The following is a 14,363-nucleotide window of genomic DNA, read 5'->3' as shown; positions in this document are numbered from 1 at the left end:
CTTAGCCTCCGGTTACCGGTGGGAAGAAAGCCACTTCGTCACCTGAGTTAAGGGGATGGTCAAAATCGACCAGCGTCTGGTTTACCGCCGCCAGCAGCTTGCCGTCTTCCAGCGCCAACGCCCAGCGATCGCTTTTTGCGGCAAGATGCTTGCGCAGCGCTTCTACCGTTGCAAACTCGGCGGCAACCTCTAACGCATCGGTGTTTACCAGTTCGCGTACCTGAGCAAAGAAGAGAACCTTAATCATGCGCATCTACCTTAAAATCTCCGGACTTGCCGCCGCTTTTTGCCAGCAGACGCACCGGACCAATCACCATATCCTTTTGCACCGCTTTGCACATATCGTAGATGGTCAACGCCGCCACGGAGGCCGCCGTTAACGCTTCCATTTCAACGCCGGTTTTACCGGTCAGGCGACACAGCGTTTCAATCCGTACGCGGTTGTGCTCCGGTTCAGCGTGAAGATTGACTTCCACCTTACTCAGCATCAGCGGATGGCACAGCGGGATAAGATCCCAGGTACGTTTGGCGGCCTGAATACCCGCAATACGCGCCGTGGCGAATACATCACCTTTATGGTGGCTGCCATCGATAATCATCGCCAGCGTTTCGCTACGCATAGTCACGAATGCTTCAGCACGCGCCTCGCGTACAGTTTCCGCTTTGGCGGAGACATCCACCATATGCGCTTCGCCAGCGGCGTTAATATGAGTCAGTTGCGACATACTTATTTCTTCAAATGTGGGTGGAAATTACACGGACGCGTACGGGCATCAAGCTGCGGCGCAATGATATTTTCCCAGGCGGTACGACACGCTTTGGTCGAACCCGGCATGGCGAAAATCAGCGTTTTATTGGCCACTCCGGCAATCGCGCGGGATTGCAGCGTCGCGGTGCCAATCTCTTCAAACGACAGCATACGGAAGACTTCGCCAAACCCTTCAACTTCTCTGTCAAACAGCGGTTGCAGCGCTTCCGGCGCCTGGTCCCCTTCGGTTAACCCGGTACCGCCGGTAATGAGCACTACCTGTACATCATCACTGGCAATCCAGGCAGAAACCTGGGCGCGGATGGCGTAACGGTTTTCTTTGACAATCGCCTTATCGACAATCTGATGACCCGCTTCTTGCGCCGAGTCACGCAGATAATGGCCGGAGGTGTCATCTTCTTCGCCGCGACGGTTGGAAACAGTAAGAATAGCAATGCGTGTCGGGATAAATTCAGCGCTTACCTGACTCATGAAAAACTCCTTTTAGCGATCAGCCGCCAATGTAAGATAAGTTTTGCGTAATACCGGTATTGTTCTGATGCAGGAAATGGGTCTGCTTTTTCTCCAGCAGCGCGGCTGAAATACGTTCTTCCAGCGCCGGCTGCTGAGCGTCATCTTCCAGCAAATCACGCAGGCTTACGCCGCCTTCACCAAATAAACACAGATGAAGCTTGCCAACAGAGGAAACGCGCAGACGATTACAGGTGGCGCAGAAGTCTTTCTCATAAGGCATGATCAGACCAATTTCACCAACATAATCAGGATGACAGAAAACCTGAGCCGGGCCGTCGCTGCGCTGTCGGATCTGGTGGATCCAGCCGCGACGCAATAGCTCATCGCGAAGTACCTGTCCGGAGATATGGTGTTTACGGAAGAGAGAGCTGCCCTCGCCCGTTTCCATCAGTTCAATAAAACGCAGTTGGATTGGCCGAGGTTGGATCCACGCAAGGAAGGTGTCCAGCTGATGATGGTTTACATCGCGCATCAGCACGGTGTTGACTTTCACTTTTTCAAAACCCGCATCAAAGGCGGCGTCAATGCCTGCCATCACCTGTTGAAACTTGTCCTGCCCGGTAATGGCATGAAACTGACGGGCATCCAGGCTGTCGACGCTGACGTTGAGCGCGGTCAGTCCGGCATCGCGCCAGGCAGCAGCATCGCGAGCCAGACAATAACCATTGGTGGTTACCGCAATCTGACGGATGGCGTCGTTTTCGCGCACGGCGGCGATAATGTCAGTAAAGTCGCGACGCAGTGAAGGTTCGCCCCCTGTCAGACGCACTTTTTCCGTTCCCAGACTGGCGAACGCGCGCGTGACACGGCTAATTTCATCAACGGTCAGAAAGCCGTTATTGGTGACCCCACCGGGCTTATAGCCATCCGGCAGGCAGTAGGTGCAACGAAAGTTACACACATCGGTAATCGACAAACGTAAGTAGTAAAACTTACGTGCGAAAGCATCGGTAAGTTGAGAGCCCATGTACACCTTTCCAAATACGGGAGACGTAGTCATTTCTTCCTGCGCCCTGGTGACAAACTTTTTCAAGTCTTGTCACGGCCAAAGCACCGTATCATTTGACCCAGGTGCAGAGGCTAGAGTGTTTATACTCGTCATACTTCGTGTTGCAGATGCGTTGGCTTCCGGCAACTCAAATTATTAAGAGTACTTAGTGGTTATGCCGATACTAGCGTGTAAATGACGCTTTTGCCATGTACACTTTCGCTATATAAATACATACATAACGACATGATCGTGCAATTTCGCTACAGAATAAGCAAAAATCACAGTTTTGCATTGATATACATCATCTTGCCATCAGGTGGATCTCGCCAGAAAGGAGTAGACCGCAGAAAAAAATTACGGCAGATGCCGACTGGATAATTGCTGAAAACACGCTATTTACGTTACTGTAACGCCGATCAATTGATATCAGGAAAATATATGCGCACTCGCACGCTGGCAGATCTGGACCGCGTTGTCGCTCTCGGCGGAGGGCATGGATTAGGACGCGTTCTCTCCTCACTTTCCCCTCTAGGCTCACGCCTGACGGGTATCGTCACCACCACGGATAACGGCGGCTCGACAGGCCGTATTCGTCGCTCTGAAGGCGGGATAGCCTGGGGAGACATGCGTAACTGTCTCAACCAGTTAATAACCCAGCCCAGCGTCGCATCCGCTATGTTTGAGTATCGTTTTGGCGGGAATGGCGAACTTTCCGGGCATAACCTCGGAAATCTGATGTTAAAGGCGCTCGATCACCTCAGCGTGCGGCCTCTGGAAGCCATCAATTTAATTCGTAACCTGCTGAAAGTCGATGCGCATTTAATTCCGATGTCGGAGCTGCCGGTGGATTTGATGGCTATCGACGATCAGGGGCATGAAGTCTATGGCGAAGTGAATATCGATCAGCTTACTATCCCGCCTCAGGAGCTAATGCTATCGCCAAAAGTCCCCACCACGCGGGAAGCAGTAGAGGCTATCGCCGAAGCGGATTTGATTCTGATAGGACCAGGCAGTTTTTACACCAGCCTGATGCCGATCCTGTTGCTAGACGAGCTGGCGCAGGCGTTACGTCGCACACCGGCCCCGATGGTCTATATAGGCAATCTTGGGCGCGAATTAAGCCTGCCAGCAGCCAGCCTGACGCTTAGCGATAAGCTGGCCATTATTGAACAGTACGTCGGGAAGAAAGTGATTGATGCGGTAGTAGTGGGTCCGAAAGTGGATGCTTCCGTCGTTACCGACCGCGTTGTCATTCAGGAAGTGCTGGAAGCCAGCGATATTCCCTACCGCCATGACCGCCAGCTATTGCATAGTGCGCTGGAGAAAGCGGTGCAGGCGCTAGGCTAAACGGATTTACCTGATGCGCGGCGCTTATCAGGCCTACCAAACGCTCCGCTCCGACATCCGACCTACGGACGCGATCTTTGCCGTAGGCCGGATAAGGGGTTTACCCCGCATCCGGCACACTCTTACGATGCTGCGATAAACAACTCGCGCAGTTGATGCAACTGGTCGCGGATCGTCGCTGCCTCTTCAAATTCAAGATTCTGCGCATGCTGCATCATCTGCCCTTCCAGCTCGTGAATCTTCTGCTGCAGCGCTTTTGGCGTCATATCCAGTTCCACAACTTCAGACTTCGCGCCTGCACGTGACTTCCCTTTGCCTTTCGCCTTGGTCTTCGCAATATTCTGACCCAGCGCCAGAATATCGACCACTTTCTTATTCAGGCCCTGCGGCGTAATACCGTGCTCTTCGTTGTAGAGTTGCTGCTTCTCACGACGACGTTCGGTTTCACCAATCGCTTTAGCCATTGAGGCGGTAATTTTATCGCCGTAGAGAATAGCCTTACCGTTGATGTTACGCGCCGCACGACCGATGGTCTGGATAAGCGAACGTTCAGAACGCAGGAACCCTTCTTTGTCTGCGTCCAGAATCGCCACCAGGGAGACCTCAGGCATGTCCAGACCTTCACGTAACAGGTTGATACCCACCAGCACGTCAAACTCGCCCAGACGCAGGTCACGAATGATTTCCATGCGTTCCACAGTATCGATGTCAGAGTGCAGATAACGCACCCGCTCGCCATGTTCTTCGAGGTATTCTGTGAGGTCTTCTGCCATCCGTTTGGTCAGCGTGGTGACCAGCACACGTTCGTTAATCGCCGCACGGGTGCGGATCTCCGACAGCAGATCGTCAACCTGCGTCGCCACCGGACGCACCTCAATGACCGGATCCAGCAGGCCGGTCGGTCGTACCACCTGATCGACCACTTCATCACCGGATTTCTCCAGCTCATAGTTGCCCGGCGTCGCCGAAACGTAGATAGTTTGCGGAGCCAGCGCCTCGAACTCTTCAAATTTGAGCGGACGGTTATCCAGCGCCGACGGCAGACGGAATCCGTATTCGACCAGGGTTTCTTTACGCGCCCGATCGCCGCGATACATGCCGCCAATTTGCGGGATAGTCACGTGGGATTCATCCACCACCAGCAGGCCATCGGCAGGCAGGTAATCAAACAGCGTCGGCGGCGGCTCGCCAGGGCCGCGCCCGGACAGATAGCGGGAGTAGTTTTCAATCCCCGAGCAGTAACCCAGCTCATTCATCATTTCCAAATCGAACTGGGTACGCTGACTTAAGCGCTGTTCTTCCAGCAGTTTGTTATTTGCCAACAGGACTTTACGTCGCTCTGCCAGCTCAACTTTGATTTCTTCCATCGCCTGCACGATACGTTCTCGCGGCGTCACGTAGTGCGTTTTAGGATAGATGGTGTAGCGCGAAATTGTGGATTCGACCTGTCCGGTCAGCGGGTCAAACAGCGATAAACGTTCAACCTCTTCATCAAACAGTTCCACGCGCAGCGCGATGTCATCGGATTCTGCCGGGAAAATGTCGATCACTTCACCGCGCACGCGGAAGGTCCCGCGCTGGAATGCCTGATCGTTGCGGGTATATTGCAGCTCCGCCAGACGACGCAGGATCGCACGCTGGTCGATAATCATCCCCACCGTCAGGTGCAGCATCATTTTCAGGTACAGATCCGGGTCACCCAGACCATAAATCGCGGAAACCGACGCCACGACAACGACATCGCGACGTTCCAGCAGCGCTTTGGTTGCCGACAGACGCATCTGCTCAATATGTTCGTTGACCGAAGCATCTTTCTCGATGAAGGTGTCAGAACTGGGTACGTAGGCTTCCGGCTGATAATAGTCGTAGTAAGAGACAAAATACTCCACCGCATTATCCGGGAAGAACTCTTTCATCTCACCGTACAGCTGAGCAGCAAGTGTCTTATTGGGGGCCAGCACCATGGTAGGACGCTGCAAGTCCGCAATCACGTTAGCGATGGTGAATGTTTTCCCCGACCCTGTCACCCCCAGTAGCGTCTGATGCGCCAGACCATCCTCCAGACCTTCTTCCAGGCGACGAATCGCCTCAGGCTGATCGCCAGAGGGTTTAAAAGCGGAATTTAGTTTGAACGGTTTACTCATGAGCAGCTACCTGAAGCAATGGGCGGGCAGGTGTGTAATTTTACTCGCAGCAGTATATTTTGCCAGTAAAATATACTGGATGAAAAAACAGTAACGCGCCAGAATATTTCTGTTACCCCAGCAAAATGGCCGTGACTACAGGCTAAAATTTGTCCGCAGGCAAGATAAAACACCAGCAAAAATGTGTTATCCCCAAACCAATGACTTTTTTAACATTTGTCAAGCTACTCGATGAAAGTTTTGTGGCAACGCATGACACTTCTGCGACAGCCATTGCATTTATCTAACATCCTGTAATTTAATGATTATTATCTCGAGCCGTCTTTCGCATCAATTTAGTCGCAGGCCGCGTCTTCTCTCGCTTACATTGTGTTTTCTAACCCTAATACACAAGGTTATCCACAGGAATAGTGGATAACTGCCTCCAGCCCGTATGGACTGTAGCCTGGCAAAAACGTCCTGATGGTCTTTTCTGGTGGGATAAAAAAAAATTATCGCTATTTTTTGATATTTATCAGCTAACGAAGCGACCTCGGATGGCCGAGATCTTGCTCGCATTTTCATCATTTTCCTGCCTGCACCATCACGACACCACCAGGCACTGCCAATGTGCACAAAAGAACGTCAGGAATGCGGTCAGTAAGAATTTAGCGCCAGCGTTGCACGCCATCCTGCTGTATTTTTCCCCAATTCCGCTTCTGGCAAGAGATTTGCAGTTTTCTCCCGACCACCATTCCGCGAGGCGGATATCATCATGAGGGAGAAATCTATGTTGAGTCTTCGTGCAGTGAATCACTATTACGGTAATCAACACTCGCTTTGGGATGTCGATCTCGACCTGTTGCCCGGTAAATGTACCGCCGTGCTGGGTCTTCCAGGGATGGGAAAGACTACGCTTGCCAATTGCATCATCGGCAATTTACCGATTGAGAGCGGAACCATGTTCTGGCATCAGGCTGGCGCACCACCTTGCGATCTGCTTCAGATTCCGGCGGCAAAGCGCATTGCACTAGGTATTAACTGTGTATCACAGGAGCGGCGAATTTTTTCGCAGTTGACGGTAGAGGAAAATCTGCACATTGCGCGCCAGGCGGTTGAGGAAAGCGAAGCAATGAACAGCAGCGATATTTACCGCCTGTTTCCACAGCTGTTTGTACTGCGTCAGGCCAAAGGGGTAGCATTGTCGGAGGAAAATCAGCACCAGCTTGCACTCGCCAGCGCGTTGGTCACTCGCCCGCGTCTGCTGATCCTCGATGAGCCCACACGAGGAACAGGCCAGGCGTATATCCACAAACTGGGGAATCTGATTGTGAGGCTAAGCCAGGAGCTTGGCATCACCATTATGCTCGCGGAGCAGAGCCTGCCGTTCATTCGTCGGGTCGCCGACTGCTATTGCTTGTTACATCGTGGCCGCAACGTGGCTCAAGGGCAAATAACACAATTCAGCGACCCGCTAATCAACGACTGGTGGATGCCAGAGACAAAACGCTAAGATCGATATAACGACCTGTCGATGCTTGCTCCGGCTCTTCTGCCAGCCAGGGAATTTCCCCCAGCAGCGGAGCCGCAAGCGCACGCTTTAGCGTCGCCATATATTCAGCATGACGCTTGCCGGGGGGCGTCACATCATTGGCAACCCATCCGGCGAGCGTCAGCCCGGCCTGCTGCACCGCCAGGGCGGTCAAAATGGCATGATTGATACAACCGAGCTTAACGCCAACCACCAGAATCACCGGCAGTTGTTCCTCTTTTACCCAGTCAGAAAAACTCAGCGTTGGCGAAAGCGGCGTAAACCATCCGCCTGCACCTTCCACCAATACCCAGTCAGCCTGTTCTTCAAGCAGGCGTAAACCCGCAGACATCACGGAGGCCTGAATGGGGCGCCCTTCGTCAGCACTGATGATATGCGGTGAGGTAGGTTCCGCGAAGGTATACGGATTGATGGCTGCATAATCCACGGCTACAACGCTGTTGCGCTGTAGCGCCAGCGCATCACTGTTTCGCAGACCTTCATCCGTCATTTCACTGCCTGACGCCACCGGCTTATAGCCGACGGTTCGCAATCCCAACTGTCCCGCCGCCTGAAGCAACGCACAGCTGGCGATAGTTTTACCTACTTCAGTGTCCGTCCCGGTGACAAAATACGTGTTAGTCACGTTGAATCACTCCCAAAAAAAGATGATAGGTCAGCGGATATTTCCCCTGCTGACAGGGCCAGGCGAGCTGTAGCTGACGCAGTTGCGAGCGGGTCAGCACACGCTGCTCGCGTCCATCATGCAAATGCGTCGCACCAATACCCTTCAACGAGCGCATGGCGCTCAGCGCATCGTCAAACCACAGCGTGACGGCATGAGACTGGTATTCAACGTCCCAGCCGCACAGCGCGTTTTCCAGTTGCTCCACGGGCAAAAAACGGTTGGCATGCTCCCGGTCATCAACTGTTCGCCACGCCTGACGAAGTTCCGGCATCGAACCTTGCGCCAGGGTACTAAACGCCACCGTTCCGCCAGGACGCACCACCCGGTATAGCTCGCTTAACGCACCGCGTAGGTCGCTGCACCACTGCACGGCCAGATTGCTCCAGGCCAGGTCGAAAGTGGCAGCGGCCTGCGGAATGGCTTCGATATCCGCCAGCAGATAGTGATGGGCAACATCGTGACGCTGCGCTTCAGCCAGCATTTGCGCCGAAAGATCCAACGCACAGACCTCACCCCCCTGCTCCCTCCAGTAGCGACTCATACGCCCAGGCCCACAGCCCGCGTCCAAAACCCGTGAGAACGCCCGGCCATCGAGTTGTGCCAGTAACGCATCGGCACTCTGACGTTGTAGCTCTGCGTGTTGCTCATAGTGGGTGGCAGCGCGGCCAAACGCGGCGGCAATCGCCTGTTTATTGACCTGCGCCATGCAACACCTCCAGTAGACGATCGATATCCTGCACCTCATGCGCCTGGGTCAGCGTCAGCCGTAATCTGGCCGTACCAATGGGCACCGTTGGTGGGCGAATTGCCGTAACCCAGCATCCCTGTTGCCGTAATGTCTGTGCCAGTTGCAGGGCTTTATGATTGTCGCCAACGATCAGCGGTTGAATAGCGCTGTCTGAATGCGCCAGCGTCAAATCCGTAGTATTCACCCCAGCGCGAAAACGCTGGATCAGCATCGCTAACTTTTCCCGGCGTTCATCGCCTTCACGGCTGCGGATCACCGCCAGCGCAGCGCGTAAAGCCTGCGCCTGCGCCGGAGGCATGCTGGTGCTGTAGATCAGATGGCGGGCAAACTGCAGCAGATAGTCGGCCACGCTATCAGAACACAGGATCGCCGCACCGCTGACGCCAAACCCTTTGCCAAACGTCACTACGAGCAGCTCAGGTTTCACCTGTTGTCGAGAGCACGAACCGCGCCCTTCCTCACCGCTTACGCCAATCCCATGCGCATCATCCACCAGCAGCCACGCGCCCTGCCGTTTCGCCACCGCGTGGATTTCTGCCAGCGGCGCACTATCGCCATCCATGCTGAATACGCCTTCAGTGACCACCAGCTGCTGCCCCGGACAGGGGGAAGTCAGCAGACGCTCCAGGTGTTGCGGATCGTTATGGGTAAAGCGACGTAAAACAGCAGGGCTAAGGCTGGCGGCCTCCAACAGCGAGGCATGGCTAAGCCTGTCGGCGACAATGCGATCGTCTTTTTCCATCAATGCGGCTATCACTGCCTGATTAGCGGCAAAACCGGAGATGAACAACAGCGCCCGGGAATAGCCGAGCCACTGCGCCAGCTCTTCTTCCAGCGCCTGATGCGCAACGGAATAACCGCTGACATGGCCCGAGCCGCCACTGCCGACGCCAAAATGCTCAGCGCCCTGCTGCCACGCGCAGATAATTTGCGGATGGTGGCTTAAGCCGAGATAGTCGTTGCTGGAGAAATTCAGATACTGACGACCGCTAGCCTGTAACCAGCGACCAGCACCCTGTGTCACTGCATAGCGCCGACGCCACGCATCAGCACGACGACGCGCCGTTAGCGCATCGTCTATTTTTTGCTGCCAGGTCATACGGTTGCCGCGTTGTAGTAATCGTCGGTATCCGGGGTACGCAGCGCCTGCTCCAGACGTTGTTGCTGTTCGTTATCACCCGCCAGTACCGCCGTTTGCTGCGGGTTAAGACCCAGCTTACGGAACAACAATAAATCTTTATCTTCGTTCGGGTTCGGCGTGGTCAGCAGTTTGCATCCGTAGAAAATCGAGTTGGCCCCGGCCATAAAGCACATTGCCTGGGTTTGTTCGTTCATCTGCTCGCGCCCGGCAGAAAGACGTACGTATGAGGTCGGCATCATGATACGCGCGACGGCGATAGTACGAATAAAATCAAAAGCATCTACGTCGTCGTTATCGGCAAGCGGCGTGCCCTTCACTTTCACCAACATGTTGATCGGCACGCTTTCCGGCGGCGTCGGCAGATTCGCTAATTGCAGCAGCAGACCCGCGCGGTCGGTCACTGTTTCACCCAGCCCCACAATCCCGCCGGAGCAAACTTTAATGCCCGCCTCACGCACTTTATCCAGCGTATCCAGGCGCTCCTGATACGAACGGGTGGTAATGATATTGCCGTAAAATTCCGGCGAGGTGTCGAGGTTGTGGTTGTAGTAGTCCAGACCCGCATTGGCCAGGCGCTGGGCCTGAGATTCGTCCAGCGTGCCCAGCGTCATACAGGCTTCCAGCCCCAGTTCTTTCACGCCCTGAACCATTTGTTCCAGGTACGGCATATCGCGTTCGTGAGGGTTCTTCCACGCCGCGCCCATGCAAAACCGCGTTGAACCGGCTTGTTTCGCCTTACGGGCAGAGTCCAGAACCTGTTCAACTTCCATCAAACGTTCCGTTTCCAGTCCGGTTTTATAGCGGGAACTTTGCGGGCAGTATTTGCAGTCTTCCGGGCAAGCACCGGTCTTAATCGACAGCAGCGTACTAACTTGTACCTGCCGCGGATCGAAATGCTGACGATGAACCTGCTGCGCTTCAAACAACAGATCCAGCAGCGGTTTTTCAAATAATTCGGTGACTTGCGACATTGTCCAGCGAGAAGAATGAGCCATATTGGTATACGTTTCGTTGTTAGTTTGGTGTAGACTTGTAAACCTAAATCTTTTTAATTTGGTTTACAAGTCGATTATGACAACGGACGATCTTGCGTTTGACCAACGCCATATCTGGCACCCTTACACCTCCATGACCTCCCCGCTACCGGTTTATCCGGTGGCCAGTGCCGAAGGTTGTGAACTGATATTAGCCAGCGGTGAGAAGCTGGTTGACGGCATGTCATCCTGGTGGGCGGCGATCCACGGTTACAATCACCCGCAGCTGAATGCCGCGATGAAAACACAGATTGATGCCATGTCGCACGTGATGTTTGGCGGCATTACCCATGCCCCGGCTATTGCGCTGTGTCGCCAGTTGGTGGCGATGACGCCCGAGGCGCTGGAGTGCGTTTTTCTCGCGGATTCTGGTTCGGTCGCCGTGGAAGTCGCGATGAAAATGGCGCTGCAATACTGGCAGGCCAAAGGTGAATCCCGTCAGCGTTTCCTGACATTTCGTAACGGTTATCACGGCGATACTTTCGGCGCGATGTCGGTCTGCGATCCTGACAACTCGATGCACAGTCTGTGGAAGGGTTATCTGCCTGATAACCTGTTTGCGCCCGCTCCGCAAAGCCGGATGGGCGGCGAATGGGCCGAACTGGATATGGTGCCTTTTGCCCGTCTGATGGCCGCACATCGCCACGAAATTGCGGCAGTGATCCTTGAACCGATTGTGCAAGGCGCTGGCGGCATGCGCATGTACCATCCTGAGTGGTTAAAGCGCATCCGTAAGATGTGTGACCGGGAAGGCATTTTGCTGATTGCCGATGAAATCGCCACCGGATTTGGTCGCACGGGCAAGCTGTTTGCCTGTGAGCATGCCGATATCACTCCGGACATTTTGTGCCTTGGAAAAGCGTTAACCGGCGGAACGATGACCCTTTCCGCCACCCTGACCACGCGCCTGGTTGCGGAAACCATCAGTAACGGTGAAGCCGGATGTTTTATGCACGGCCCGACTTTCATGGGTAATCCACTGGCCTGCGCCGTCGCCTCTGCCAGCCTGTCGCTGCTCGAAACCGCCGAATGGCGCTCGCAGGTCGCGGCCATTGAAGCGCAGTTGCGTGAAGAACTCGCCCCGGCGGCAGATTCCCGTTGGGTCGCCGACGTACGCGTGCTTGGTGCCATCGGCGTGATAGAAACCACGCATCCGGTGAATATGGCCGCGTTACAGAAGTTCTTTGTCGAACAGGGCGTGTGGGTAAGACCGTTTGGTAAGCTCATTTATCTGATGCCGCCGTACATCATCAAGCCCGAACAACTGCGTCGTCTGACCCAGGCCGTCAATGAGGCTGTGCGCAATGCAACATTTTTTAGCGATTAATCGGCGGTAAGCTCTACGGTTTCTGGCTACACTTTTTGGCTAACGAGAGGAGTCAGCATGAAACTAATCAGTAACGATCTGCGCGATGGCGAAAAGCTTCCTCATCGCCACGTCTTTAACGGCATGGGATATGACGGGGATAATATTTCCCCGCATCTGGCATGGGATGATGTGCCCGCCGGGACTAAAAGCTTTGTCGTGACCTGTTACGATCCTGATGCGCCAACCGGCTCCGGCTGGTGGCACTGGGTGGTGGTTAACCTGCCTGCAGATACCCGGGTTTTACCACAAGGTTACGGCTCGGGGCTGGTTGCGTTGCCGGAAGGCGTGCTGCAAACACGCACGGATTTTGGTAAAGCCGGTTATGGTGGCGCTGCGCCGCCGAAGGGGGAAACCCACCGCTATATCTTTACAGTTCACGCACTGGATGTGGAGCGTATTGATGTCGATGAGGACGCCAGCGGCGCGATGGTTGGATTTAACGTCCATTTCCACTCGCTCGCCAGCGCTTCTATTACCGCAATATTTAGCTAAGTTCTGTTGTGCCGGATGTCGGCTTAGCCTCATCCGGCGTACAAAGCAGACCGTAAGCCTGATAAGACGCGTCAGCGTCGCCATCAGGCAATTTTCTACAGAAATTCAGGCAGCAATTTCAGCAACGTTCCTTGCGCTAACAGTTCGGTCGCGCACTCGATATCCGGTGCGAAAAAGCGATCCTGCGTGTAATGAGCAACCTGCTCGCGTAAAGCCTGGCGCGCCTGCTCCAGCAGCGGGCTTGAGGTTAACCCTTCACGCAGGTCAATCCCCTGACACGCCGCCAGCCACTCTACGGCAATCACGCCGCGCGTATTTGCTGCCATCTCCCACAGTCTGCGCCCCGCCGCCGGAGCCATAGATACGTGATCTTCCTGGTTGGCGGACGTCGGTAAACTGTCTACGCTATGCGGATGCGCCAGCGCTTTGTTCTCACTCGCCAGCGCGGCAGCCGTGACTTGAGCAATCATAAAGCCGGAGTTCACCCCACCGTTTTTCACCAAAAACGGCGGCAGTTGCGACATGTGTTTATCCATCATTAACGCAATGCGTCGCTCCGATAACGAGCCGATTTCCGCAATCGCCAGCGCCAGATTATCTGCTGCCATCGCCACCGGTTCAGCATGGAAGTTGCCACCAGATATGACATCCCCCTCTTCGGCAAATACCAGCGGGTTGTCGGAAACCGCATTGGCTTCCACCAGCAGAACATCCATCACCTGGCGCATTTGCGTCAGACATGCCCCCATCACCTGTGGCTGACAGCGCAGAGAATACGGATCCTGCACTTTCTCACAGTTATGATGCGACTGCGAAAGCGCGCTGGTGTCGGTCAATACGTGACGATACAGCGTTGCGGCATCAATCTGCCCACGCTGCCCTCGCGCGGCGTGAATACGGGCGTCAAACGGACGACGGGAACCCAGCACGGCTTCGGTGGTCAGCGCCCCGCACACCGTTGCAGACGCAAACAGTTCCTGAGCTTCAATTAGCCCGCGCAGCGCAAAGGCCGTCGAAGCCTGGGTGCCGTTGAGCAACGCCAGCCCTTCTTTTGCCTCCAGCGTTATCGGCTCCAGCCCGGCCTTTTTCAGCGCTTCGGTCGCCGGGAGCCATTCACCCTGCCAGCGCGCCTTCCCTTCTCCCAACAGCGTCAAAGACATATGCGCCAGTGGCGCCAGGTCACCCGATGCCCCCACGGAGCCTTTCGCCGGGATCAGCGGATATACCTCGGCATTCACCAGCGCAATCAGCGCTTCAATCACGCTCAGGCGAATACCGGAAAAACCGCGCGCCAGGCTGTTGATTTTCAGCACCATAATCAGACGCACCATCGCGTCGTCCAGCGCCTCGCCGACACCTGCCGCATGGGAAAGCACCAGCGAACGCTGCAAATTCTGCAAATCTTCCGTGGCGATACGGGTCTGGGCCAGCAGGCCAAAGCCGGTATTAATGCCATACGCCGTACGGCCTTCAGCGACAATATTATTGACGCAGGCGACGCTGGCGTTAATAGCATCGATCGCCCCGGCATCCAGACTCAGTTTGACCGGCTGCTGCCAGATTTCACGTAGCTGGATAAAACTCAGATGGCCCGGCGTGAGTGTCATGGTGTTCATA

At 54.8% G+C, this 14,363-nt stretch carries 14 protein-coding genes and 1 riboswitch; of the genes, 4 read left to right on the top strand and 10 right to left on the bottom strand.

The genetic code is table 11. The features are described 5' to 3' along the window. Nucleotide 1 precedes the first annotated feature (1 nt). The 4 genes from moaD to moaA all read right to left on the bottom strand — a co-directional run bounded on the left by moaD (nucleotide 2) and on the right by moaA (nucleotide 2,249). A complete protein-coding gene (moaD, locus tag WN16_RS11215; RefSeq protein ID WP_003837047.1) occupies nucleotides 2-247 on the bottom strand; it encodes a molybdopterin synthase sulfur carrier subunit in 246 nt (81 codons plus the stop codon). Continuing rightward, entirely contained in the window at nucleotides 240-725 is a 486-nt protein-coding gene (moaC, locus tag WN16_RS11210) for a cyclic pyranopterin monophosphate synthase MoaC (RefSeq protein ID WP_003035188.1), read from the bottom strand. The genes moaD and moaC overlap by 8 nt, the downstream gene beginning before the upstream one ends. Nucleotides 726-727: 2 nt before the next feature. After that, nucleotides 728-1,240: a molybdenum cofactor biosynthesis protein B gene (gene moaB, locus WN16_RS11205; protein ID WP_003035187.1), complete on the bottom strand. Its 513-nt coding sequence runs from the start codon at nucleotides 1,238-1,240 to the stop codon at nucleotides 728-730. 19 nt (nucleotides 1,241-1,259) lie between these two features. Beyond that, nucleotides 1,260-2,249 carry a GTP 3',8-cyclase MoaA gene (gene moaA, locus WN16_RS11200; protein ID WP_044701092.1) on the bottom strand — a complete coding sequence of 330 codons (990 nt, stop codon included), beginning with the start codon at nucleotides 2,247-2,249 and terminating at the stop codon, nucleotides 1,260-1,262. Beyond that, a riboswitch (molybdenum cofactor riboswitch) is annotated at nucleotides 2,237-2,382 on the bottom strand. Its footprint overlaps the gene before it by 13 nt. Before the next feature lie 329 nt (nucleotides 2,383-2,711). On the opposite strand from moaA, the gene yvcK reads away from it, so the two are divergent. Beyond that, on the top strand, nucleotides 2,712-3,620 hold the full coding sequence (gene yvcK / locus WN16_RS11195) for a uridine diphosphate-N-acetylglucosamine-binding protein YvcK (RefSeq protein WP_032938564.1): 909 nt from the start codon (nucleotides 2,712-2,714) through the stop codon (nucleotides 3,618-3,620). 122 nt (nucleotides 3,621-3,742) lie between these two features. Here yvcK and uvrB read toward each other — a convergent pair whose 3' ends face one another. Further along, nucleotides 3,743-5,764 carry an excinuclease ABC subunit UvrB gene (uvrB, locus tag WN16_RS11190; RefSeq protein ID WP_003837055.1) on the bottom strand — a complete coding sequence of 674 codons (2,022 nt, stop codon included), beginning with the start codon at nucleotides 5,762-5,764 and terminating at the stop codon, nucleotides 3,743-3,745. A gap of 769 nt (nucleotides 5,765-6,533) precedes the next feature. Here uvrB and WN16_RS11175 point away from each other — a divergent pair. Next, nucleotides 6,534-7,256 (top strand): ATP-binding cassette domain-containing protein, encoded by a 723-nt coding sequence (locus WN16_RS11175; RefSeq protein ID WP_003035181.1) that lies wholly within the window; start codon nucleotides 6,534-6,536, stop codon nucleotides 7,254-7,256. On the opposite strand, the gene bioD is transcribed toward WN16_RS11175, so the two are convergent. Genes bioD through bioB form a run of 4 tightly spaced genes read right to left on the bottom strand, consistent with a single transcriptional unit; the run spans nucleotide 7,222 to nucleotide 10,846 of the window. Beyond that, the gene (bioD, locus tag WN16_RS11170) at nucleotides 7,222-7,920 is read right to left on the bottom strand and encodes a dethiobiotin synthase (RefSeq protein WP_003035179.1); all 699 of its coding nucleotides are present in this window, start codon (nucleotides 7,918-7,920) and stop codon (nucleotides 7,222-7,224) included. The genes WN16_RS11175 and bioD overlap by 35 nt on opposite strands. Beyond that, the gene (gene bioC, locus WN16_RS11165) at nucleotides 7,913-8,668 is read right to left on the bottom strand and encodes a malonyl-ACP O-methyltransferase BioC (protein WP_044701090.1); all 756 of its coding nucleotides are present in this window, start codon (nucleotides 8,666-8,668) and stop codon (nucleotides 7,913-7,915) included. Before bioC ends, bioD begins: the two co-directional genes overlap by 8 nt. Continuing rightward, entirely contained in the window at nucleotides 8,652-9,809 is a 1,158-nt protein-coding gene (gene bioF, locus WN16_RS11160; protein WP_044701088.1) for an 8-amino-7-oxononanoate synthase, read from the bottom strand. Before bioF ends, bioC begins: the two co-directional genes overlap by 17 nt. Then, entirely contained in the window at nucleotides 9,806-10,846 is a 1,041-nt protein-coding gene (gene bioB, locus WN16_RS11155) for a biotin synthase BioB (RefSeq protein WP_003837062.1), read from the bottom strand. Before bioB ends, bioF begins: the two co-directional genes overlap by 4 nt. A gap of 76 nt (nucleotides 10,847-10,922) precedes the next feature. Between bioB and bioA the strand changes: the two genes are divergently transcribed. Together bioA and WN16_RS11145 are read left to right on the top strand one after the other, a co-directional pair. Continuing rightward, the gene (gene bioA / locus WN16_RS11150; RefSeq protein ID WP_044701086.1) at nucleotides 10,923-12,212 is read left to right on the top strand and encodes an adenosylmethionine--8-amino-7-oxononanoate transaminase; all 1,290 of its coding nucleotides are present in this window, start codon (nucleotides 10,923-10,925) and stop codon (nucleotides 12,210-12,212) included. 57 nt (nucleotides 12,213-12,269) lie between these two features. After that, the gene (locus WN16_RS11145; protein WP_044701085.1) at nucleotides 12,270-12,746 is read left to right on the top strand and encodes a kinase inhibitor; all 477 of its coding nucleotides are present in this window, start codon (nucleotides 12,270-12,272) and stop codon (nucleotides 12,744-12,746) included. A gap of 95 nt (nucleotides 12,747-12,841) precedes the next feature. On the opposite strand, the gene hutH is transcribed toward WN16_RS11145, so the two are convergent. Continuing rightward, nucleotides 12,842-14,362: a histidine ammonia-lyase gene (hutH, locus tag WN16_RS11140; protein ID WP_003837068.1), complete on the bottom strand. Its 1,521-nt coding sequence runs from the start codon at nucleotides 14,360-14,362 to the stop codon at nucleotides 12,842-12,844. Between the last annotated feature and the right edge of the window lies 1 nt (nucleotide 14,363).

This window comes from Citrobacter sp. ABFQG (assembly GCF_004322975.1).
GTDB classification, from domain to species: domain Bacteria; phylum Pseudomonadota; class Gammaproteobacteria; order Enterobacterales; family Enterobacteriaceae; genus Citrobacter; species Citrobacter freundii.
This window is presented reverse-complemented; position numbering and strand designations above follow the sequence as displayed.